22 protein-coding genes, 1 tRNA gene, 1 pseudogene and 1 riboswitch are annotated in these 23056 nt (G+C 64.1%); of the genes and pseudogenes, 14 read left to right on the plus strand and 10 right to left on the minus strand.

Annotated elements, in window-relative coordinates:
* The first annotated feature begins 131 nt into the window (after positions 1-131).
* Genes OKW29_RS32330 through OKW29_RS32340 form a run of 3 tightly spaced genes read left to right on the plus strand, consistent with a single transcriptional unit; the run spans position 132 to position 2251 of the window.
* The gene (locus tag OKW29_RS32330; protein WP_184022998.1) at positions 132-578 is read left to right on the plus strand and encodes a nuclear transport factor 2 family protein; all 447 of its coding nucleotides are present in this window, start codon (positions 132-134) and stop codon (positions 576-578) included.
* A gap of 52 nt (positions 579-630) precedes the next feature.
* Positions 631-1683, plus strand: coding sequence for a hydrolase (locus OKW29_RS32335; RefSeq protein ID WP_429293883.1), 1053 nt, complete (start codon positions 631-633; stop codon positions 1681-1683).
* Positions 1676-2251, plus strand: coding sequence for a DUF2946 family protein (locus OKW29_RS32340; RefSeq protein ID WP_429293884.1), 576 nt, complete (start codon positions 1676-1678; stop codon positions 2249-2251). The genes OKW29_RS32335 and OKW29_RS32340 overlap by 8 nt, the downstream gene beginning before the upstream one ends.
* A gap of 31 nt (positions 2252-2282) precedes the next feature.
* Here OKW29_RS32340 and OKW29_RS32345 read toward each other — a convergent pair.
* Positions 2283-2708, minus strand: a pseudogene (locus OKW29_RS32345) (M48 family peptidase); the annotation flags it as partial.
* Between the two features lie 229 nt (positions 2709-2937).
* On the opposite strand from OKW29_RS32345, the gene moaC reads away from it, so the two are divergent.
* Both moaC and OKW29_RS32355 read left to right on the plus strand, forming a co-directional pair.
* On the plus strand, positions 2938-3417 hold the full coding sequence (moaC, locus tag OKW29_RS32350; protein WP_018421713.1) for a cyclic pyranopterin monophosphate synthase MoaC: 480 nt from the start codon (positions 2938-2940) through the stop codon (positions 3415-3417).
* 31 nt (positions 3418-3448) lie between these two features.
* Entirely contained in the window at positions 3449-3799 is a 351-nt protein-coding gene (locus tag OKW29_RS32355; protein ID WP_090805453.1) for a nucleotide pyrophosphohydrolase, read from the plus strand.
* A 53-nt stretch (positions 3800-3852) separates the two neighbouring features.
* Here the strand turns inward: OKW29_RS32355 and OKW29_RS32360 are convergent, their stop codons facing one another.
* From OKW29_RS32360 to recA, 8 genes are all read right to left on the minus strand, one after another.
* On the minus strand, positions 3853-5637 hold the full coding sequence (locus OKW29_RS32360) for a PglL family O-oligosaccharyltransferase (protein ID WP_429293885.1): 1785 nt from the start codon (positions 5635-5637) through the stop codon (positions 3853-3855).
* Between the two features lie 162 nt (positions 5638-5799).
* Entirely contained in the window at positions 5800-6423 is a 624-nt protein-coding gene (locus tag OKW29_RS32365) for a pilin (protein ID WP_429293886.1), read from the minus strand.
* 157 nt (positions 6424-6580) lie between these two features.
* Positions 6581-7285 (minus strand): TerC family protein, encoded by a 705-nt coding sequence (locus tag OKW29_RS32370; protein WP_429294983.1) that lies wholly within the window; start codon positions 7283-7285, stop codon positions 6581-6583.
* A gap of 167 nt (positions 7286-7452) precedes the next feature.
* On the minus strand, positions 7453-8334 hold the full coding sequence (gene sucD, locus OKW29_RS32375) for a succinate--CoA ligase subunit alpha (RefSeq protein WP_184058350.1): 882 nt from the start codon (positions 8332-8334) through the stop codon (positions 7453-7455).
* Positions 8335-8464: 130 nt separating this feature from the next.
* Complete coding sequence (gene sucC, locus OKW29_RS32380; RefSeq protein ID WP_013090442.1) at positions 8465-9634, minus strand: ADP-forming succinate--CoA ligase subunit beta; 1170 nt, start codon at positions 9632-9634, stop codon at positions 8465-8467.
* A gap of 55 nt (positions 9635-9689) precedes the next feature.
* Complete coding sequence (locus tag OKW29_RS32385) at positions 9690-10364, minus strand: DUF2889 domain-containing protein (RefSeq protein WP_429293887.1); 675 nt, start codon at positions 10362-10364, stop codon at positions 9690-9692.
* Positions 10365-10494: 130 nt separating this feature from the next.
* On the minus strand, positions 10495-11271 hold the full coding sequence (recX, locus tag OKW29_RS32390) for a recombination regulator RecX (protein ID WP_429293888.1): 777 nt from the start codon (positions 11269-11271) through the stop codon (positions 10495-10497).
* Between the two features lie 7 nt (positions 11272-11278).
* The gene (gene recA / locus OKW29_RS32395; RefSeq protein WP_018421721.1) at positions 11279-12355 is read right to left on the minus strand and encodes a recombinase RecA; all 1077 of its coding nucleotides are present in this window, start codon (positions 12353-12355) and stop codon (positions 11279-11281) included.
* 254 nt (positions 12356-12609) lie between these two features.
* On the opposite strand from recA, the gene OKW29_RS32400 reads away from it, so the two are divergent.
* The 4 genes from OKW29_RS32400 to OKW29_RS32415 all read left to right on the plus strand — a co-directional run bounded on the left by OKW29_RS32400 (position 12610) and on the right by OKW29_RS32415 (position 16990).
* Positions 12610-13398: a response regulator gene (locus tag OKW29_RS32400; RefSeq protein ID WP_429293889.1), complete on the plus strand. Its 789-nt coding sequence runs from the start codon at positions 12610-12612 to the stop codon at positions 13396-13398.
* 9 nt (positions 13399-13407) lie between these two features.
* Positions 13408-14940: a sensor histidine kinase N-terminal domain-containing protein gene (locus OKW29_RS32405; protein WP_429293890.1), complete on the plus strand. Its 1533-nt coding sequence runs from the start codon at positions 13408-13410 to the stop codon at positions 14938-14940.
* Between the two features lie 228 nt (positions 14941-15168).
* Complete coding sequence (locus OKW29_RS32410) at positions 15169-16827, plus strand: MFS transporter (RefSeq protein WP_429293891.1); 1659 nt, start codon at positions 15169-15171, stop codon at positions 16825-16827.
* Between the two features lie 86 nt (positions 16828-16913).
* A tRNA-Met gene (locus tag OKW29_RS32415) sits at positions 16914-16990 on the plus strand.
* Positions 16991-17172: 182 nt separating this feature from the next.
* Here OKW29_RS32415 and OKW29_RS32420 read toward each other — a convergent pair.
* Positions 17173-18384 carry an MFS transporter gene (locus OKW29_RS32420; RefSeq protein ID WP_429293892.1) on the minus strand — a complete coding sequence of 404 codons (1212 nt, stop codon included), beginning with the start codon at positions 18382-18384 and terminating at the stop codon, positions 17173-17175.
* A gap of 299 nt (positions 18385-18683) precedes the next feature.
* Positions 18684-18783: riboswitch (guanidine-I (ykkC/yxkD leader) on the plus strand.
* A gap of 57 nt (positions 18784-18840) precedes the next feature.
* Between OKW29_RS32420 and OKW29_RS32425 the strand changes: the two genes are divergently transcribed.
* The 5 genes from OKW29_RS32425 (at position 18841) to OKW29_RS32445 (ending at position 22974) form a co-directional block, all read left to right on the plus strand.
* Positions 18841-19911: a putative urea ABC transporter substrate-binding protein gene (locus tag OKW29_RS32425; RefSeq protein WP_187616418.1), complete on the plus strand. Its 1071-nt coding sequence runs from the start codon at positions 18841-18843 to the stop codon at positions 19909-19911.
* Between the two features lie 75 nt (positions 19912-19986).
* Entirely contained in the window at positions 19987-20799 is an 813-nt protein-coding gene (locus tag OKW29_RS32430; protein ID WP_429293893.1) for an ABC transporter permease, read from the plus strand.
* On the plus strand, positions 20796-21587 hold the full coding sequence (locus OKW29_RS32435; RefSeq protein WP_429293894.1) for an ABC transporter ATP-binding protein: 792 nt from the start codon (positions 20796-20798) through the stop codon (positions 21585-21587). The genes OKW29_RS32430 and OKW29_RS32435 overlap by 4 nt, the downstream gene beginning before the upstream one ends.
* 13 nt (positions 21588-21600) lie before the next feature.
* The gene (locus tag OKW29_RS32440; RefSeq protein WP_184022980.1) at positions 21601-22317 is read left to right on the plus strand and encodes an urea amidolyase associated protein UAAP1; all 717 of its coding nucleotides are present in this window, start codon (positions 21601-21603) and stop codon (positions 22315-22317) included.
* A gap of 15 nt (positions 22318-22332) precedes the next feature.
* Complete coding sequence (locus tag OKW29_RS32445; protein WP_184066574.1) at positions 22333-22974, plus strand: urea amidolyase associated protein UAAP2; 642 nt, start codon at positions 22333-22335, stop codon at positions 22972-22974.
* Positions 22975-23056: the final 82 nt, after the last annotated feature.

Genomic DNA, 23056 nt, shown 5'->3' on the forward strand with positions numbered 1-23056 from the left:
CGAGCGCGTCGCGTCATGTTCGCGCCTTGCGGCACGGGCAAGCTGACGCCGGGGGCGATGGTCCGGCGCTCTGGACCGTCCCGCTACCGCTGACCCGCAACCGCGCGCCGCGCACAAGAGACTGACGAGCCATGCCACGTTTTGCCCATATCTTCGAAGCCGCCGCCGATACCCTGAACGCCTACTATCAGGCCGTCGCCGAGGTCAATATCGACAGCTTGATGGGCTTGTGGATCGACGAGGAGTTCGTCAGCTGCATCTGCGCGGACGGCTCGCATCTGCACGGCCTCGAGAGCATTCGCAATGGCTTGCAGGTCCAGCTCGAAGCGCTGCCGGTGTCGATCGAGCCGCTCGACATCCGCGTCTACGACAGCCTCGGCACCGTCGTCTATGCGATTGCCGAAGCACATCGTCCGGCCGACCCGACCGCCACGCCCGCGATGGTCTTCACCACCTACGTGCTGGTCCATGAACGCGGCGAATGGCGCATTGCGCATATTCACGCAAGCCCGATGCCGAACGAGACCGCCAGCCAGTTCGCGACGAAGATGCGGCATGGCCAGGGTCCGCTGCACTGACGCGCGGCACCACGACAGATTCAGAATCACGTTTTCTCGCTTTTCCGCCGGTATGAGTTCGACGCCACATAAACCCGCTTCCTCCGGTACGGCCCCCGTCAAGGTGGCGGCCGCCGTCGAGGCGACCGTCGAGCTGCTGTACCGCGCGCCGCTGTGGCTGCCGAACCGGCATGTGCAGACGATCGTCCCGTCGCTGTTCGCGCGCCGCCCCGCGGTATCGTTTCGCCGTGAGCGCTGGGACACCCCGGACGGCGATTTCATCGATCTCGACTGGGTCGCGCACGATACTCCGCCCACCGACACCGCGCCGCTCTTCGTGCTGTTTCACGGCCTGGAAGGCAGTTCGTCGTCGCACTACGCGGTCGCGCTGATGGCCGCCGCGCGCGAATACGGCTGGCACGGCGTGGTGCCGCACTTTCGCAGTTGCAGCGGCCCGCTGAACCGGCTGCCGCGCTTCTACCATCTCGCCGACAGCAACGAGGTCGACTGGATCCTGCGCCGCCTGCGCGCCGCGCATCGCGGGTCGGTGGTCGCGGCGGGCGTGTCGCTCGGCGGCAACGTGCTGCTGCGCTGGCTCGGTGAGCGGCAGGCCGATGCGGCGCGGGTGGTAGCCGCCGCTGCCGCGATTTCGACACCGATCGACGTCCATGCGGGCGGCCGTGCGCTGTCGGAGGGCTTCGGCCTCGTCTACACGCGCAGCTTCCTGAAGACGCTGAAGCACAAGGCCAACCAGAAGCTCGAGCAGTTCCCGGGCCTGTTCGATCGCGACGCGATGCTCGCGAGCCGCACGATGTACGAGTTCGACAACGTCGTGACCGCGCCGCTGCACGGCTTTCGCGATACCGACGACTACTGGAGCACCGCAACCACCCGCCCGCTGCTGCCGCACATTCAGGTGCCGACGCTCGTGCTCAACGCGCGCAACGACCCGTTCCTGCCGGCCGAAGCGCTGCCGTCGCGGCACGAGGTGTCGGCGGCGGTCGAGCTTTATCAGCCTGAGCACGGCGGCCACGCGGGCTTCATGACCGGGCCGTTCCCGGGCCGCATCGACTGGCTGTCGCGGCGCGTGTTCGGCTATCTGGAGCGACACGTCGATCATGGATGACATCGTCAAACAGGCGCTCGCCAAATGGCCGAACGTGCCGAGTTGCACCGGCTGGCTGATGCTCGACCGGCGCGGCAACTGGCGCATGCGCGACGAAGCGGCCCAGGCGAGCGGCGCGCCCGGCGTGCCGATCCGGCATGAGGCGCTGCTTGGCTTCATCAACCGGAACTACGAGGCCGATGAGCGCGGACAGTGGTTTTTTCAGAACGGACCACAGCGCGTGTATGTCGAGCTGGCTTATACGCCGTGGGTGGTCAGATTGTCCGCGCACGCGGATGGAACGCTCGCGCTGCACGACCAGGGCGGCGGCGCGTTCGAGCCGGCGGCGGTGTTCGCAGATGAAGACGGCTGCATTCTGTTTGCCGATCGCTCGCAGCCAGCACGTATCGCGGTGCTGCACGATCACGACCTCGAGATCTTCTCCGATCACGCGACGCTCGCCGACGATGGCTCATTGAGCGGTGCGTTCCACTGGAGTGTTCAGCGCACCTTGCCGCTGCAAAGCGTGCGACGCGATCAGGTGGCCGCGCGCTTTGGCTTCGTTGCGAGCCCGGCGGCGCAGGTCTGACGCGCGCAGCGGCGCGCGTTCACGTCCCACCCTACCCTTTCTCGTCGAGCCGCTCCTCCTTGTAGCGGCTCTCCATCTCGTGCAGGCGCGCGTCGACGGTCGCGAGGTCGTAATAGCCGATCGTCTTCAGGTCGCGCGCGTCCTTCAGCTGCCGGATCGCCGATGGCCACGCGCCCTCCAGCGCGAACTTCTCCGCCATCGCGCGATGCTGCGTCAATGCATCGCCACTGCCCGCGCTCGCCTGCGCGAGATAGAGCCACCACGCGGGTTGATCGGGATGCGCCCGGGTCTCCTGCTTCGCGAGCGCCTGCGCGTCGGTGAAGCGATGCAGCGTGAACAGCGTGCGGATATGCATGTCGATCGCCGCGTTCGATTGCGGCCAGCGCTTCTGCGCGAGCTCGGCGAGACGCGCGGCTTCGTCGGCGTGACCGGCACTCCGTGCGATGTCGGTCGCGAGCGCGACGGATAGCAACGCAGCGAGGAATCGTTTTGAATGCATCGCGAAGCCGGCCTGACGAAGTCGAAAAACGCCGCGCGTGGCCCGGACTAAGATAATGGGCAAGGGCGTCGCAGGACGCGTACGAGGCAAAACTCAGAGCACGACACAGCGCAAATGTAATCAGTCGCCGCGACGATTCGAGGCCGCGCCGCACTGCTATGATAGGCGCCCTCTGGAGGAGTCAACCATGCCTGAACTCACTCATTTCGATGCGGCCGGTGACGCGCATATGGTGGACGTCGGCGGCAAGCAGGAGACCAGGCGCATCGCGATCGCGCGTGGCTCGATCCGCATGCTGCCCGACACGTTCGCGCTGATCCGCGACGGCAACGCCAAAAAGGGCGACGTGATCGGCATCGCGCGGATCGCGGCGATCCAGGCCTCGAAGCGCACCGCCGATCTGATTCCGCTCTGTCATCCGCTCGCGCTGACACGCGTGAAGGCCGATTTCGAACTCGACGAGCAGATGCCCGGCGTGCATTGCACGGTCCAGGTCGAGACGTTTGGACGGACGGGCGTCGAAATGGAGGCGCTTACCGCCGTGCAGATCGGGCTGCTGACCGTGTACGACATGTGCAAGGCAGTGGATCGCGGCATGACCATCACCGATGTGAAGGTGATGGAAAAGCATGGCGGGAAATCGGGGGATTGGGTGGCGCAAGCTTGACGTGCGGTTCGACAACTATCCGGATAGCAACATGACCATCGACGAACTGCTCGAGCAGCTACTGGCGTTTCGCGACGCGCGCGACTGGCGGCAGTTTCACACGCTGCGCAACCTGATCGTCTCCACCGGCATCGAAGCCGGTGAGCTGTTGGAGACGATTCAGTGGAAGACCGATGCGCAGATCGACGCGCTGCTCGGCGATCCCGCGCAATCGACGAACCTCAGGCACGAGTGCGCCGACGTGTTCATGTACCTGCTGCTGGTCGCCCATACCGCCGGCTTCGATCTCGTCGACGCGGCAGCGGAAAAACTGAAGCTGAACGAAGCGCGCTACCCCATCGACAAGGCGAAAGGCACGGCCGCGAAGTATTCCGAGCTTTGAACTTTGAAGGGAGGAAGCCGCGGCGCCAGCACGCCTGAGCTTCCGCGGTCCGATCAATCTTCGTCGCTGTCGTCATCCGGCGTCGCATCGGCCGCCGGTGTGCCGTAGCGCTTCACCAACTGCTGCTTGAAGCCCGCGAGCGACTTCTGCTCGTCGACGAGCTGGTAGAGATAGCCGAGCTGCGCCGGCCAGTCTTTCAATTCCTCGGCGAAGATCCGCAAGCGTTCGACCGTATCGAGCGCCGCCGCGGTATCGCCGGTCAGCGCCTGCAGCACCGCGTAGCGACGCAGCACCGTCTCGCCGGGCAACAGGGCGATCGCCTGCTTGTGCATCGCGAGCTTGCGCTGCAGGTTCAGCGGATTCATCGGCTGCAGCGTCGCGAGACCGTATTCGCCCCACGCGCCGAACATAAACGACGGATCGGCGCCGTACTGCTCGGCCGGACGCGCGCCGTAGTAGAGCACCTCGGCACGCGCATAGTCGCGATACACCGGATACAGCGCGGCGAGTCCGCCGAACACCACCACCGCGAACGCGCCGAGCGACAGATTCGCCGGCACCGCGCGCAACGGCCGCGTTTCGAGCAGGCCGAACACGAACATCGCGGGCAACAGGAAGAACATGTACTGCTGCGGATACTCGACGAGCGCATGCATCGTCAGCACGCCGATCAGCGCGATGCCGAACACGCGCGCGGCGCTTTGCGGCGCACGCACGACGCGCACGAGCCACGCGACGAGACCCACGAGCACGATCGCAAGACCGATCAGACCGGTTTTCGCGAGCAGGTCGACGAAAATGTCGTGCGAGTTGTTGGCGATTTCGACGCCGCCCAGCTGCTTGACGAGCTCGAACTGATGGCTCGGAAATTCGCCCCAGCCGACGCCGAGCAGCGGATGCTGCTTGAACATCGTCCAGCCGTATTTCCACAGCGCGAGGCGCGGCGCGATCTGGCCGGCATCCTGGAAGCGCTCGGCCGCCGACTGCGCGAGTTCGAGGTGAAAGCGCACGTTGGCCCAGCGGATCAGCGCATTGACCACGAAAAACAGCACTGCGAGCGCGATCGGCACCAGCCATTCACGGTTGCTACGGCGCAATTGCGGTTCGTTGCGAGTCTGCGCGAAGGCCATCCAGAAGCCGGCGACGACGATCACGCCCATCTGCAGCCATGGACCCCGCGACACGGTCAGCGCGAGGCCGACCGAGAAAATCGTCGAGACGAGCAGCCAGATGGGCATCGCGATGCGGCGCGTCTGCACGAGGTACAGCGCGCCCGCCATCGCGAACGCGATATACGTCGCGAGGTGGTTCGCCTGCGCCATGTTGCCGAACGGCCGGCGCTCGACGGTTATGTTGTACGCGACGACGAGCGGAGCCACGCGCGCCTCGAGGTGAAACAGCTGGATCACCTGACTGAACACCGCGAACAGACCGCCGACGATCAACGCCCCCGCCGCCCAGCGCAACGCGGTCTCGTCGAGCTTCACGCGCGTGAAGCCGTAGCCCACATGCACGGCCATCCACGCAGCGAGCAGGAAGCCCGCGCCGAGCCAGTTCATCGATGGCTCCGCGACCGGCAGCACCAGCGTCTGCACGACCAGCACGAGGCCGAACAGCAGGGGTACGAGCGCGACCGTGGGCGACGCGAAGCCCACGCGCGGCCGGGTGGTCGCGACCAGCAGCACAACGGCCGCCCCGGTCAGCAGAAACAGCGCGAGCGTGGTGAATTCGGCGTAGAAGGTTGGGATCGGATACGTATGGTTGGCAACCGCGTAGGGCAGGATCAACGCAAGAGCCAGCAGTACGAGAGACAGGTAGCGCGCGAAAGGGGTGGGCATCGAATCAACGGTGGGCGTCAGCAACCGGCGCACTATACAAAAATTTCGTTGCACTGTGCGCCGGTCCGGCCGAAATAGGCTGAAAATCAGCCTTTTACGTTGTGGCTTCGACTCATCCAGTCAGCGCTCGGCTGCTGTGTCGTTCACTCACTCATTTGCCCCTTATGAACGGCATTCGGGCGGCGCCAGATTCGCGGCGAGCGTCGGCGCCTCGCTTGGCATCGGCCCCGAACCCGGCGCCGGCAACGACGACGCGCTCTTGCCGCTCGCAAAGCATTCCCACGTCAGCGCGCCGGTCTGCACCGCGTCCTTGCTCAACGCGACTCGCGCGCTCGGGGCATCGACGTTGTCCGGGACGGACGGCACCAGCGTCATGGTGTTTGCGCCGGCCTGCGCGACACGCGTCGAGTACGTGATCGTGATCTGACCAGTGTCGTCGTCGATCTGGATGGACTCGACGTTGCGCGTGGCGGGCGGCGACGCATAACCGCCGCTGAACGCGTTGCCGCTCGCGGCATTTTCGGCCACCGCGAGCCGCGCCGACGCCGCGAGCGACAAGCCCTCGCCGACCCGGCTGCGCGCCAGATAGTCCTGATACGCGGGAATCGCGTAGGCCGCGATCACGCCGACGATCGCGAGCACGATCATCAACTCGATCAGCGTGAAGCCGACGCCGCAGCGGCGGCAGATGCGCGCGAACCAGCTCGCGCGCCAGCGTGCGCGGCGCGACATACGCGAGGATTGCGTCGATTGAGAGTATGGGGAATATGGCAGGGTAACGATCATCGGCAGACTCCTGATACGAGAAACGCCTGGCCCGTGGATCGGGAGCAGGCGTTTCAATCGTAGCGAGCGAAGCTCGCGCGTCACAGTCAGCCGGATGGCCAGGCTTGCATTCGGACGGCATCACGAATCAGGCAGCGATGCACCGTCAGCGCCATGCTCACACCGCCGCGCGTTTCGCGTTACGGCGCTTCAACAGATAACCGACGATCACGACGAACAGCGCGCCCGCGATGCTCATCCCGTATTCGGCGACTGGCGTGTCGAGGATCGGCCAGCGGTCGCCGGCCGGGTCGTTGACCATCAGACCACCCGCGATCCAGCCGAGCAGGCCCGCGCCGAACAGTACGATGCCCGGAAAGCGATCGAGCAGCTTCAGAATCAGCTGGCTGCCCCACACGATCAGCGGAATGCTCACGACGAGGCCAAAGATCACCAATGCCAACTGGTGCTCGTGCTCCGCGGCTTCGGCCGCGCCCGCGATCGCGATCACGTTGTCGACGCTCATCACCGCATCCGCGATGATGATCGTCTTCACCGCCGAGATCAGCTTGTCGGCCGGCTTCACGTTGTCGTGAGCGTCGTGCGCCGGCGCGAGCAGGCGCACGCCGATCCACAGCAGCAGCAAGCCGCCCGCGAACTTCAGGAACGGCACGTCGAGCAGCACGACCGCGAACGCGATCAGCACGACGCGCAGCGCGATCGCGCCGGCGGTCCCCCACACGATCCCACGCATGCGCTGCGACTGCGGCAGGTTGCGGCAGGCGAGCGCGATCACGACCGCGTTGTCGCCGCCGAGCAGAAGGTCGATGACGATGATCTGAAAGACCGAGCCCCAATGGAGGGTCGTGAAGAATTCGAGCATGGAAAAAAGCATAAGAAAAAATCGACCGCGCGGACAGAACCGCGGCGCAAGCGCGGACGAAAAAAAAAGCGGGGGAGTCTGCACTCCCCCGCTTTTCGGGACCGCCCGCTTACGAAAGGAGTTCGTAAGCGTATCAAAATCGCGCGCCAACGGCACGCGAATTCGATTTACAGCATCGCCTTCAGAAGACGCGCCATTTCCGACGGGTTCTTCGTGACCTTGATACCGCACGCGTCCATGATTTCCAGCTTCGCTTCGGCGGTGTCCGCACCGCCCGAGATCAGCGCGCCGGCGTGGCCCATGCGCTTGCCCGGAGGCGCCGTGACGCCAGCGATGAAGCCAACCACCGGCTTCTTCATGTTGTCCTTGATCCACTCAGCAGCGTTCGCTTCGTCCGGACCGCCGATTTCGCCGATCATGATGACGGCGTCCGTATCCGGATCGTCGTTGAACATCTTCATCACGTCGATGTGCTTCAGACCGTTGATCGGGTCGCCGCCGATACCGACTGCCGACGACTGGCCGAGGCCGATCGCGGTCAGCTGGCCGACTGCTTCATACGTCAGCGTGCCCGAACGCGACACGACGCCGATGCGGCCCTTGCGATGGATGTGACCCGGCATGATGCCGATCTTCAGTTCGTCCGGCGTGATCGTGCCCGGGCAGTTCGGTCCGAGCAGCAGCGTCTTGCGGTTTTCGCGACGCATACGGTCCTTGATCTCGATCATGTCGCGGACGGGAATGCCTTCCGTGATACAGATTGCGAGATCCAGGTCGGCTTCGACTGCTTCCCAGATTGCGGCGGCAGCGCCTGCCGGCGGAACGTAAATCACCGACACGGTCGCGCCCGTTTCAGCCTTGGCTTCAGCGACGCTCGCGTAGATGGGGATGCCTTCGAAATCTTCGCCGGCGCGCTTCGGGTTCACGCCCGCAACGTACGCTTCGCGGCCGTTTGCGTATTCACGGCAAGCACGCGTGTGGAACTGACCGGTCTTGCCGGTGATGCCCTGCGTGATGACCTTGGTGTCTTTGTTGATCAGAATCGACATGTATTGACCTCTGTTCGTTTGGCGTCGCGCGGTAGCGCCACTCGGCGCGATGCTTCACGCCTGTGTCGCTTGCGCGCCGCCACTCGTAAACCTGGCAAATGAGCTGGTAAATGCGCCGTGGACAGCTGGCTTACGCCTTGCCCGAAGCAGCCGCGACGACCTTCTGAGCCGCCTCTTCCATGCTGTCCGCCGAGATGATCGGCAGGCCGGATTCGGCGAGCATCTTCTTGCCCAGGTCTTCGTTCGTGCCCTTCATGCGGACCACGAGCGGCACCTTCAGCGACACGGCCTTCGACGCCGCGATCACGCCTTCCGCGATCACGTCGCAGCGCATGATGCCACCGAAGATGTTGACCAGAATCGCGGTCAGGTTCGGGTTCTTCAGCATGATCTTGAACGCTTCGGTGACCTTCTCGGTCGTCGCGCCACCGCCGACGTCGAGGAAGTTCGCCGGTTCGCCGCCGAACAGCTTGATGGTGTCCATCGTTGCCATTGCGAGGCCGGCGCCGTTCACCAGACAGCCGATGTTGCCGTCGAGCGAGATGTACGCGAGGTCGAACTTCGACGCTTCGATTTCAGCCGGATCTTCTTCGTCAAGATCGCGGTACGCGACGATTTCCGGGTGACGGAACAGCGCGTTCGAGTCGAAGTTGAACTTCGCGTCGAGTGCGATGACCTTGCCGTCGCCGGTCAGGATCAGCGGGTTGATTTCGGCGAGCGATGCGTCGGTTTCCCAGAATGCCTTGTACAGGCCTTGCAGGATCGCGCGAGCTTGCGGGATCGAAGCGTCGGGCACGCCGATCTTCTTCGCGAGGTCGTCTGCTTCCGAGTCCTTCAGGCCGGTCGACGGATCGACGGCAACCTTGTGGATCAGCTCAGGCGTCTTTTCCGCGACTTCTTCGACGTCCATGCCGCCTTCGCTCGACGCCATCACGACGATCTTCTGCGAAACGCGATCGATCACGAGACCGACATACAGTTCCTTCTTGATGTCGGCGCCTTCTTCGATCAGCAGGCGGTTCACCTTCTGGCCTTCCGGACCGGTCTGGTGCGTGACGAGCTGCATGCCGAGGATCTGGTTCGAGTACTCGCGAACCTGTTCCAGCGACTTGGCGACCTTGACGCCGCCGCCCTTGCCACGGCCACCCGCGTGGATCTGAGCCTTCACGACCCACACCGGGCCGCCCAGCTCTTCCGCGGCCTTAACCGCATCATCCACCGAGAAGACCGGCTTGCCGCGCGGTACCGCGACGCCGAATTTCCGCAGGATTTCCTTACCCTGGTACTCGTGAATCTTCATGCGTGATTCCCTTCAGTCTGAGAGTTGGATAGAACTTCGATTCCGTTGCCGCCGTTCAGGCCGACGCGTCGCCGCTTCGTTCGCGGGCCGCCGCGCCGTCCGACGAGGCCGCGCGTTCCGCCGGACGCGGTGCATGACCATACCAGCGCGGATAAAACTGTTTCACCGCCTCGCCGTCGAAACGCAGCGCGTGGCAGCGTCCCAGCTGGAATGGCGGTTTGTCGTTGGAATGCTCGCCTGTGCCGTTAGACGATTCGTCTCCCGAACCCGCGTTCGCACCCGGCGTGCCGTCATCGGTGTTCCATACGTCGCCGGCGAACGCCTGGATCGCGGCGGTCGGCAGGATCGCGCACAGCTCGGTGAGATGCGTGCAACCGGCCGTGCCGGCCAGCAAACGGGCAGCATCGCGACGGAAGTTGTGGAACAGATTGAGCCCGATGAGGGCACGGTAGGCGGGATTGCTAGCCTGGCACAACCCTGGATAGGGCACCCAGTCGGACGACGCCTCGGCGTTGACGACATTGAGCTTGCGATCGATGGTGATGCGAAGCCAGAGTTCATGGATCGGCTGACCATTGGGCCGGACACCCGACGCAAGCGCCACATCGCGTGGCTTTTCGTCGGTCAGGCACGCTTCCACATCCCACAGGCCATCGGCTCGCTCGTAAGCTTCCGCTCTGATTGCGCGACGATGGCGCAACTGACGGGACACTGGCGGGGAGAGCGACATGCGGGAAGGAAAGGCCGGATTGGAAAACTTCTCGAGTTTAGCATAACGGGTATTTGGGACAGCCCCGATTGCGCACGGCCTGGCGCCAGGTTACGGCGCGGTATTTGCCCTACCCGTCGAGACTGGCGTGTTAGTCGCCGTCCCCGATGGCGTCGATACCCTTCAGGATCTTGCCGATCGTCGCGCCGGAGAAGCCGCGCGACGCGAGGAAGCGCGCCTGCTTCGCGCGCTCGGCCGGCGTTTGCGGCAACTGGCCGAACTTCTTGCGCCAGACCGCCTGGGCGCGCGCGAGTTCGGTTTCGCGCAATTGCGCGCTCGCCTCTTCGACGAGCGCCGGGTTGAGCGCGTGTTGCTTCAGTTCGCCGAGAATGCGGCTCGTGCCGAGCCGCGATGCGCGCCGATGGATCAGGCTTTCCGCGAAGCGCGAGTCGGATAGCCAGTTTTCGGCCTGCAGCGCGTCGAGCACCGGGTCGAGCGAATCGGTTTCCTCGACGTAAGGCTTCAGCTTGCGGGCGAGGTCGGCGCGGCTATATTCGCGGCGCGACAGATAGCCGAGCGCGCGCGCTTTCAGCGAACGGGCGGGGCGTTGGGATTTTCTGCTGTCGTCTTTGTCGGACTGGCCCGGCTTCTCTTCGCCGGGTTGGCGACGCGAGCGGGTGTAGGTGACCTCGGAGGGGATTGGGGAATCGAGTCCGGAGGAATCCCGGCTGGACGACGCTGCAGCGGGCGCAGACCGCGTACGCTGCGGGCCGCGGCCCGCGGCGCGGTCATGTGCGTCGAACGGTTCGAACGGTTCGAACGGTTCGAACGGATCGCCGGACTCAGGCGATCCGTCCGCCGCGTCGCGCGGGCCGTCCGGATAGCGTCCGGAGTCGAAACCGGACAGCGGCCGGCCTTTGCGTATCACTTGATGCTTACTCTTCTTCGCCCGCGACTTCAGCGTCCGCGCCGGTCACGGCGTTCGCCATCGCGGTAACGCCCAGCGATTCGCGGATACGGTTCTCGATTTCGCGAGCGATATCCGGATTTTCGCGCAGGAATTCACGCGCATTGTCCTTGCCCTGACCAATCCGCTCGCCGCTATAGCTGTACCATGCGCCGGCCTTGTCGACGATCTTCGCCTGCACGCCGAGGTCGATGATTTCGCCCTGACGCGAGATGCCCTCGCCGTACAGGATGTCGAAAATCGCTTCACGGAACGGCGGCGCCACCTTGTTCTTGACGACCTTCACGCGGGTTTCGTTGCCGATCACTTCGTCGTTCTTCTTGATCGAGCCGATGCGGCGAATGTCGAGACGCACCGACGCGTAGAACTTCAGCGCATTACCGCCCGTGGTGGTTTCCGGGTTGCCGAACATCACGCCGATCTTCATGCGGATCTGGTTGATGAAGATCACGAGGCAGTTCGTGCGCTTGATCGTGCCGGTCAGCTTGCGCAGCGCCTGCGACATCAGACGCGCCTGCAGACCCGGCAGCGAGTCGCCCATTTCGCCTTCGATTTCCGCCTTCGGCACCAGCGCCGCGACCGAGTCGATCACGATCATGTCGATCGAGCCCGAGCGCACCAGCGCGTCGGCGATTTCGAGCGCCTGTTCGCCGGTGTCCGGCTGCGAGACCAGCAGGTCGGCGACGTTCACGCCGAGCTTGCCCGCGTATTGAATGTCCAGCGCGTGTTCCGCGTCGATGAACGCCGCGGTGCCGCCGAGCTTCTGCATTTCGGCGACGACCTGCAGCGTCAGCGTGGTTTTACCGGACGATTCCGGACCGTAGATTTCGACCACGCGGCCGCGCGGCAAACCGCCGACGCCCAGTGCGATGTCGAGGCCGAGCGATCCGGTGGAGACCACCTGGATGTCTTCGACTGCCTCACCTGCACCGAGCCGCATGACCGACCCTTTGCCGAACTGCTTTTCGATCTGCGCGAGCGCGGCGGCGAGAGCCTTGCTCTTTTCAGCAGTCAGTCCAGCCGAGCCTTTCTTGCTTTCTTCCATGAATCGTCCTTTGCTATGATGAACGGCGTCTGAGGCAGATGTGCACCCGTGGTTCCACTCGAATTGAGCGGAGTCTCCAGGACATCACACGAAACGCAGACACTGTATAAAAAAACAGTAGTTTTGGCAAGTGCGATTGTGATGCGAACGCGCATCTTTTACTGTCGCATCGCCCCAACTACCCACAATAATGTTCGGAGACCGCTGCGCGCCGGGGCAACCCCACGGTGCCGGCAAAGCCAGGCTGGCGCATCATGCGAATTCTGATTGCCGAAGACGACAGCATACTCGCGGATGGTCTGGTTCGATCACTCCGCCAATCGGCCTATGCGGTCGATCACGTGAAAAGCGGCGTGGAAGCCGATACCGCGTTGTCAATGCAGACGTTCGACCTATTGATCCTCGATCTGGGCCTGCCGCGCATGTCCGGGCTCGAGGTGCTGCGCCGCCTGCGCGCGCGCAATTCGAACCTGCCCGTGCTGATCCTGACCGCCGCCGATAGCGTCGACGAACGCGTCAAAGGCCTCGACCTCGGCGCCGACGATTACATGGCCAAGCCCTTCGCGCTGAACGAACTCGAAGCGCGCGTGCGCGCGCTGACACGGCGCGGCGCGGGCGGCGGCCCGACCGTCGTGCGGCATGGCTCGCTGTCGTTCGATCAGGTGGGCCGCATCGCCTACGTCAACGACCAGGCGATCGATCTGTCGGCGCGCGAGCTCGGTCTGCTCGAAGTGCTGCTGCAACGGATCGGCCGGCTGGTCTCGAAAGAGCAGCTCGTCGACCATCTGTGCGAATGGGGCGAGGAAGTCAGCAACAACGCGATCGAAGTCTACGTGCACCGGCTGCGCAAGAAGATCGAACCGAGCGGCGTGCGCATCATCACCGTGCGCGGGCTCGGCTACTGTCTCGAAAAAGCGGCGTCGCCGGCGAATGCGAGCGCGCCCGCCACCCCGGCCGGCTCCGAGCCGCAGAAGGCACAAGCGGCACAATCGTCCACCGCGCCGTCGTCCACCGCGATGCCGGCGAGCCACCACTACAAATAGAGGCCAGCGATGTCCGCACGCGCTGATCGCGCCACGGCGCACGCGGCGGACCTCGACGAGGCGCGCGACGCGCGCTACGCCAATCCGTTCGCCGCGCCCGACGAAACCGAAGCCGCCGCCGAAGCGCGTCCGCGCTCGCTGTTCGGCGAAATTCTCGACTGGATGCTCGCGCCGCTGCTGCTGCTGTGGCCGATGAGCCTCGCGGTCACCTATCTGGTCGCGAAGTCGATCGCGAACGGGCCGTTCGACCGCGCGCTCGAAACCGACGCCTACGTGCTCGCGCGCCAGATCCATCCGGTCAATGGCGTCGCGGAGCTGTCGCTGCCCGAGTCGACGCGCGATTTCCTGCGCGCCGACAACGTCGACAGCGTGTTCTTTCAGGTGCTCGGCACGCGCGGCGAGCTCGTGGCCGGCGAGCGTGACATGCCACTGCCGCACGAGGAGGACCGCCCGCCACCGGGTCTCGTCGAATTCCGCGACGACGTGCTGCGCGGCAACGACATCCGCGTCGCCTACACGACCGTCGAGTTTCCGCAGACGCCGGGCGCGCAGGCCGTGCTCGTGCAGGTCGCCGAAACGCTCGACAAGCGCAGCCAGCTCGCCAACGACATCATCAAGGGCGTGATCCTGCCGCAGTTCGTGATCCTGCCGCTCGCGATCCTGCTCGTGTGGTTCGGGCTGTCGCGCGGGCTCGAGCCGCTGCATGCGCTGCAGGCGCATATCCGCGCGCGCCGGCCGGACGATCTGTCGCCGCTCGAAGCGCGCCGCGCGCCGCCGGAAATCGAGCCGCTCGTCACGTCGTTCAACGATCTGCTCACGCGCCTCGAACAGAACATGGAGCTGCAGAAGCGCTTCATCGCCGACGCCGCGCATCAGATGAAAACGCCGCTGGCCGGCCTGCGCACCCAGGCCGAGCTCGCGCTGCGCCAGAACGCGTCGGCCGAGGTTCGTCGCTCGCTCGAACAGATCGCGACGAGCTCCGAGCAGGCCGCGCGGCTCGTCACGCAATTGCTCGCGCTGGCGCGCGCGGAAAACCGTCGGTCGGGACAGATCTTCACGCCGCTCGAACTGGGCGAACTCGCGCGCAGCGCGGTGCGCGAATGGGTGCAGGCCGCGCTCGCGAAGCAGATGGACATCGGCTACGAAGCGCCCGACGAGCCCGTCGAAGTCGCCGGCAATCCGGTGATGCTGCGTGAAATGCTGTCGAACCTGATCGACAACGCGATCCGCTATACGCCGGCGGGCGGCCGCATCACCGTGCGCGTGCGGCACGACGCCCCCACGCGGCTCGTGCACCTGGAAGTCGAGGACACCGGGCTCGGCATTCCGGCCAGCGAGCGCTCGCGTGTGGTCGAGCGCTTTTACCGGATTCTGGGCCGCGAGGGCGACGGCAGCGGCCTCGGCCTCGCGATCGTGCGCGAGATTGCGGCAATGCATGGCGGCGAGCTCGCCATCGACGACAACGTCTACCAAGAGTCACCGCGGCTCGCCGGCACACTGGTGCGCGTCAGCTTGCACGTGCTCGAACGGGACTTACCCTAACGCGCCTCTATCGTCAGCTTGACGGTCAGCGTTTTTTGAGATATTTCAGCGTGGGTTGCGGGAACATACCAGCACATTAGCGGAAATTGAACGCCTTTCGTCCACTTACCGGACTACCCCAGGTTCAGGCGCCGAGTCAGAACGCCGTAAGTTTCCACTCCAATAATCGGTTGCACGGGAACGGCTGTGCCGGCGATCCGTGGATATATCAATATTGGAGACGACAATATGGCTACCGTTGGCGGGCAAATCTCGCGCGTGCCGATGACGCGCGATGAGAAGCGGGTGATCTTCGCATCGTCGCTGGGTACGGTTTTCGAGTGGTACGACTTTTATCTGGCCGGCTCGCTTGCGGCCTTCATCAGCAAGAGCTTCTTCTCCGGCGTCAATCCGACCGCGGCGTTCATCTTCACGCTGCTCAGCTTCGCGGCGGGCTTCGCGGTGCGGCCGTTCGGCGCGATCGTATTCGGGCGGCTCGGCGACATGGTCGGGCGCAAGTACACGTTCCTGATCACGATCGTCATCATGGGCCTGTCGACGTTCCTCGTCGGCTTCCTGCCGGGCTACGCGGCGATCGGCATCGCTTCGCCGGTGCTCTTCATCGCGATGCGCCTGCTGCAGGGTCTCGCGCTCGGCGGCGAGTACGGCGGCGCCGCGACCTATGTGGCCGAACACGCGCCGGCGAACCGCCGCGGCTTCTACACCGCATGGATCCAGACCACCGCCACGCTCGGTCTGTTTCTGTCGCTGCTCGTGATTCTCGGCGTTCGCACGCTCATGGGCGAAGACGCGTTCGGCGCCTGGGGCTGGCGGATTCCGTTCCTCGTGTCGATCCTGCTGCTCGCTGTGTCGGTGTGGATTCGCCTGCAATTGCATGAGTCGCCGGTGTTCGCGCGCATCAAGGCCGAGGGCAAGACCTCGAAGGCGCCGCTTTCCGAAGCGTTCGGCCAATGGAAGAACCTGAAGGTCGTGATTATCGCGCTGCTCGGCCTGACGGCCGGCCAGGCTGTCGTCTGGTACACGGGCCAGTTCTACACGCTGTTCTTCCTCACGCAGACGCTGAGGGTCGACGGTTCGAGCGCCAACATCATGATCGCGCTCGCGCTGCTGATCGGCACGCCGTTCTTCCTGTTCTTCGGCTCGCTGTCGGATCGCATCGGCCGCAAGCCGATCATCATGGCCGGCCTGCTGATCGCCGCACTCACCTACTTCCCGCTGTTCAAGGCGCTCACGCACTACACGAACCCGGCGCTCGAAGCGGCAACCGCGAAGTCGCCGATCGTCGTGATCGCCGATCCGGCCGAGTGCTCGTTCCAGTTCAACCCGGTGGGCACGGCGAAGTTCACGAGCTCATGCGACATCGCGAAGGGCGCGCTGTCGCGAGCCGGCCTGAACTACGACAACGTCGCGGCGCCTGCCGGCACGATCGCGCAGATCCGAGTGGGCGATACGGTCGTCAACACGTTCGACGGCCGCGCCGGCGACGCGAAGGAGCAAGCCAAGACGTTCGAGAAGACGCTCGCCGCGACGCTGAAGGCCGCCGGCTACCCGCCGAAGGCTGATCCGGCTCAGATCAACTGGCCGATGAGCATCGTGATCCTGACGATCCTCGTGATCTACGTGACGATGGTCTACGGGCCGATCGCGGCGATGCTGGTCGAGATGTTCCCGACGCGCATCCGTTATACGTCGATGTCGCTGCCGTATCACGTCGGCAATGGCTGGTTCGGCGGCTTCCTGCCGGCCACCGCGTTCGCGATCGTCGCGGCGAAGGGCAACATCTACTCGGGGCTCTGGTATCCAATCATCATCGCGGTGGTCACCTTCGTGATCGGCATGCTGTTCGTGCGCGAAACCAAGGACTCGGATATCTACGCGAAGGATTGAGTGGACCGACAGCCGGAGCTATCTGAAAAAGTTGTGAGCCGGGGGTTGACAGCCCCCGGTGGCCCCAGCATAATCTCGCTTCTTTCGGCGAATTAGCTCAGTCGGTTAGAGCGACGGAATCATAATCCGCAGGTCCGGGGTTCGAGTCCCTGATTCGCCACCAGCTTCAAGAAAAAGCCGCTGTCCCACAAGGACAGCGGCTTTTTTGTTTTGAAACGCTGCCACGAAGCCTGACGACCGATGGGCATCCGAGTTCAGGCAGACGCAGCGACACACCACTCGACGTTGGGGAAATAGCGGCAACAATGCGCGCATTTTCCAGACGGATACCCCGGCTATGCCACGTTAGCTCAGGTCGTGAAGAGATTGAGTCGGTGTCGGGTGAAAGAGCAGCAGCACCACGGTCATCACACCGAAGGCTGCGCCCGCATAAAAGGTCGCGGCTGCGCCCAGACGTTCCCACAACTGGCCTGCGATAACGCTCGAAACCAGCGTCACGATGCCGCTCAGCAGATTGAAGAAACCGAACGCAGTCCCGCGCAGATGCGCAGGTGCCGTGTGCGCGACCATCGTAGCGAGCAGACCTTGCGTCATCCCCATGTGCAGCCCCCACAGCGCTACGCCTACGACGACTATGCTCCAGTGGGTGCCGTGTGCAAGCACGAGGTCGGCGCCAATCAACACGATCAGACCACTTATCAGCAGCCGCGTATGCCGCATCGTGTCCGCGAGCTTCCCGAACGGATAAGCGGACAGCGCGTAGACGATATTCATTGCCACCATGACGAGCGGAACGAGCGCAATCGGTACGCCGCTGCCCATCGCACGAAGCACCAGAAAAGCCTCGCTGAATCGCGCCAACGCAAAAACGGCGCCTATCCCTACGACCCACCAGTAGTCCAAACCAAGCTCCCTGAGACTCTGCCACCGCACAGGATTGCTTCTTTTGGCGCGAGGCTCGTGCTCAGGCTCCGTGATACCAAACGTCAACAGCGCAACCGCGAGCACACCGGGAATGACGGCAAGCCAGAAGGCAAGCCGAAAATTATCTGCCCATATCAGCATGATGAGAACGGCCAGCAGCGGTCCGAGGAACGCACCGACCGTATCGAGCGACTGGCGCAGGCCGAAGGCCGCGCCACGCAGGTGCTGCGGCGTGACATCCGCGATGAGTGCATCGCGAGGCGCACCGCGAACGCCCTTGCCGACACGGTCAATGACGCGCGCCGTCACCACGACTCCAACCGACGACGCAATGGCAAAAAGCGGCTTGCTCATTGCGCCGAGCGAATACCCTGCTACGGCGAGCCACTTTCGGTTGCCGAGGTAGTCACTCAGCGTTCCCGAAAACACCTTGACCATCTGGGCCGTGGCCTCCGCGATGCCCTCGATGAGCCCGATCGTGCCGGCGCCGGCGCCAAGGCTTGCCAGCAGAAACATCGGCAGCAGGCTGTGGATGATTTCGGATGAGATGTCCATGAAAAGACTCACACATCCTAGAACCCACACGCTGCGTGGAATCTGCCGGACGACATTGACTTGCGGTTCGTTTCGCATTCGATAGGGATGGCATCAAATAACAGGTTCGAACGGCGCAGACGCATGCGAGCAGCAAGGCAGCCCGCTACGACCGTTGCATCTTGTCTGGCATCGCTGAGTCGGATACCCGTCCTCTCACGCCCGAATCGAGTGCGCTCCCTGACACACATCAGTGCACACCTTCCCCGCCCCAGGGCAAAAACTTGCCCTTCGCCGCACAAAGCTAACGACCAACCCTCGGTATGGCCCCTGGCACACTTCCCGCTTTAAAGACCGCGCAAGGAGCCGGCGCAACCTCCGGTTCGACAAACAATCTGGAAATGGACGGCTAGGGTTCCGGCCTGCTTCACGCAGGTGCTGGTCCGAGAGCTGTCGACCTCAGGCGAGGTTACACGGCGGGACAAAAGCCCGGGAGAGAACGCGATGTTTGCGCTGCTCCCTGCCGTCGCTAACCGTCCCCTCCGAGGTCAACCCATGTTCAAGCTCGTTCGCTGTCTTGGCATTGCCGCCGTCTCCCTCGCCACCTTCGCCTCGAGCCCCACGTTCGCCGCGGGCCGCAACGACTTCAAGGTCTGCTGGACCATCTACGCCGGCTGGATGCCGTGGGGTGAGGCGAAAACCCAGGGCATCGTGTCCAAATGGGCCAGGAAATACGGCATCAATGTCGACGTCGTGCAGCTGAACGACTACGTCGAGTCCATCAATCAGTACACGGCCGGCAAGTTCGACGGCTGCGCGATGACCAACATGGACGCGCTCACGATTCCCGCCTCCGGCGGCGTGGATTCGACGGCCCTGATCGTCAGCGACTATTCGAACGGCAACGACGGCGTGCTGATGAAGGGCAAGGGCAAGCAGATCGCCGACCTGAAGGGGCAGCAGGTCAACCTCGTGCAGTTTTCCGTCTCCCACTACCTGCTCGCACGCGCGCTCGAAAGCGCTCACATGAGCGAGCGCGACCTCAAGGTCGTGAACACCTCGGATGCCGACATCTCGGGCGCATTCGCGACCCCCACGGTTCACAACGCGGTCACCTGGAATCCGATGCTCGCCGATCTGAAGTCGCAGCCGAACGTCAGCGAAGTCTTCGACTCCAGCAAGATCCCCGGCGAAATCATGGACATGATGGTCGTCAACACGAAGACGTTGCAGCAGAACCCCGCCCTCGGCAAAGCGCTGACCGGTGCATGGTTCGAAATGGTCGCGCTGATGCACACCGACTCCGCGGCCAGCACGTCCGCGCTGACCGCGATGGCGAAGGCCTCGGGCACCGATCTCGCCAACTTCAAGGGCCAACTGGCCACGACCGCCCTCTTCTATTCGCCGCAAGCCGCGCTCGACTTCGTCACCAGCGCCGACATGCCGAAGATCATGACGCGCGTCGCGAAGTTCTCTTTCGATCACGGCCTGCTCGGACAGGACGCGAAGAGCGCGGACGCGGTCGGCATGGCGTTCGACAAGGGCGTCGTCGTCGGCAACAAGAACAACGTCAAGCTGCGTTTCGATCCGACCTACGTCGCGATGGCGGCCGCGGGCAAGCTCTGACACGGACCGTCCAGGCACTCGCCGGGGGCTCGCTATCGCGGGCTCGCACCCCAGCTTTCCAACCAGGCGCTCACCATGCGACTCATCAATCGACATCCGAGCCGGATCGGCGGCTTGATGCTGCTTCTGCTGCCGTTCGTCGTGCTGTTCGCGGTCTACTTCGCCGGGTCCTCGATGCGACTCTCGCTCAATCCCGATGACAAGCTGCTGCCGAGCGCGGCGCAAATGAGCGACGCGGTGAAGTCGGCCGCCTTCACCGAGGACAAGCGCACCGGCGAGTATCTGTTGTGGACCGACACGCTGTCGAGCTTGCGGCGGCTCGGCATCGGCCTTGTCGTCAGTGCCGTGATCGCACTGGTGGCCGCGATCGCGACCGGTTCGTTTCCGCTCGTCAGCGCGACGCTGTCGCCATTCATCACCGTGATCTCAATGGTGCCGCCGCTGGCGGTGCTGCCGGTCCTGTTCATCGTGTTCGGGCTCGACGAGTTGTCGAAGGTCGTGCTGATCGTCGTCGGCATCACGCCGGTGATCATTCGCGATCTGCATGCTCGCGCCCGCGAGATTCCGGTCGAGCTGTGGGTCAAGGCGCAGACGCTCGGCGCCACCAGCTGGACGCTGATTCTGCGTCTGGTGCTGCCGCAACTGCTGCCGCGTCTGCTGGCGGCGACGCGTCTTTCTCTCGGCGCGGCGTGGCTCTTTCTGATCGCCGCCGAAGCGATCGCGTCGACCGATGGCCTCGGCTACCGCATCTTTCTCGTGCGCCGCTATCTGTCGATGGATCTGATCCTGCCGTACGTCGCGTGGATCACGCTGCTGGCATGGCTCACCGATGAGCTGCTGCGCCGGATCACGCAATGGTGCTTCCCGTGGTACGGAGGCGCGCGATGATCGAAGTCCGCAACGTCTGGAAAGAATACGGCGACCAGGTCGTGCTCGAGCGTTTGAATCTGACCGTCAAGGAAGGCGAGTTCTGTTCGATGGTCGGCGCGTCCGGCTGCGGCAAGTCGACGTTTCTGCGCCTGCTGCTGGGTCAGGAGCGCGCGACGCGCGGCGAGATCCTGCTGGACGGCAAGCCGCTGCCCGGCGAATCGGACAGGCATCGCGGCGTCGTGTTTCAACGCTACTCGGTGTTCGACCATCTGAGCGTGTTGCGCAACGTGATGCTGGGGCTGGAGCTTCCACAGGCGAAGTTCACCGGCCGGCTATTCGGTGCCCGTCGGCGCGTGGCGCAAGACGAGGCAGCGGCCATGCTCGAGCGCGTCGGTCTGGGCGCTGCGTTGAACAAGTTTCCGCAGCAGCTGTCGGGCGGCATGCAGCAACGCCTCGCGATCGCGCAGGCGCTGATGATGAAGCCTCGCGTGCTGCTGCTCGACGAACCGTTCGGCGCGCTCGACCCCGGCATCCGCAAGGACATGCATGAGCTGCTCTCCGGCCTGTGGCGCGAAGCGAAGCTCACGATCTTCATGGTCACGCATGACCTGAAAGAAGGCTTCACGTTGGGAAGCCGCGTGCTGGTTTTCGACAAGGTGCGCGTCGACCCGCAGGCGCCGGGCGCCTATGGCGCGCGCATCACCTACAACATTGCCCTCGACCGTAGCCGCGATTCCATGTCCGCCGTGCATATCGCCGAGGCTGCCGTGCGAGGCGCATCGCATATCGAACTGGTCTCCGACTGAAGGGAACTCAGGTATGAACTCAGATACGACCTTATTGCTTGAAGAAACCGTCCCAGGCGGCGGCCATACGTCGCTGATCGTCAAGCGTGGTCGATCGCTGCGCATTACCGACCTGCGCGGCGGTGCGAACGTCAGCGTGATGATGGTCAACGCGACGGAAAAGAGCGAACGGCTCAATCTGCCGGATTCGTTGAAGTGCCAGCACACGGCCAGGCTCACGGTCGGGCACTGCCTGTACTCCGACATGGGCCGCGTGCTTGCCGCGATCGTCGCGGATACCTGTGGCTGGCACGACAGCATCGGCGGAGCTTCGAACGCCGACGAGGTCCGCGAACGATACGGCGCGGGCCGCTACCAGGAGCTGCGCAACGCGTTCTATCGCAACGGCACGGACAACCTGCTCGTCGAAATGGGCAAGTGGGGGCTCGGCATCACTGACCTGCTGATGACGCTCAATCTGTTCAGCCGTGTCGATGTCAGCGACGACGGCGTTCTCAGTTTCGTGCCAGGAAACTCAAAAGCCGGCAACTACGTCGAGCTCTACGCACCGATGAACACGCTCGTCGTGCTCACCGCGATCCAGCACCCGCTCGACCCGAACCCCGAGTACGCGCCGAGGCCCGTCAAGCTCGAGTTGAGCGACGCGCGGCCCGAGGTCGCCGAAGTTTGCCGCACCGCATGCGAAGAGAACGCACGCGGTTTCATCAACACAGAACGCTTCTTTCTTTGAGCGAAGGCCACGCTTATGACCAGCACGCTTATCGTCAGCGACAAACGTCCGGAAACCGCGGTCTATCGCGAGACACTCGCCGCCGGCGAGCCGTGGCTTCACGAGGTGAAGGCCGGGCAAACGCTGCGCATCGTCGATCTCGAAGGCAACCAGGCGGTCGACACGCTGTTCTACAGCCTCGCCGATCCGCGCGAGCGCTTCGACCCGCAACGCACGTTGCGCCGGCAAAAAAGCCTCTACCTGACGACGGGCTCGGTGCTGTACTCGAACCTCGGCAATCCGATGCTGACGATCGTCGCCGACACGTGCGGCCGCCACGATACGCTCGGCGGCGCCTGCGCGCAGGAAAGCAACACGGTGCGCTACGCACTGGAGAAGCGCTACATGCACAGCTGCCGCGACAACTTCCTGCGTGCCTGCGCACATGACGGCCGCCTGTCGAAGCAGGACATCGGCGCGAACGTCAACTTCTTCATGAACGTGCCGGTCACGGCCACGGGCGGGCTCAGCTTCGAAGACGGCATTTCCGCGCCGGGCAAATACGTCGAATTGCGCGCGGAGATGGACGTGATCGTACTGATCTCCAACTGCCCGCAGCTGAACAATCCATGCAACGCCTACAACCCGACGCCCGCGGAGCTGCTGATATGGAATTGAAGCGCATCCGCCACTGGCTTTTTCTCCTCATGCTGGTTCGCTCGGGCCGGTACTTCAGCCGTACGCGCGAAGAACTGACCCA

This window comes from Paraburkholderia sp. CI3, assembly GCF_050436505.1.
Lineage (GTDB): Bacteria > Pseudomonadota > Gammaproteobacteria > Burkholderiales > Burkholderiaceae > Paraburkholderia > Paraburkholderia tuberum.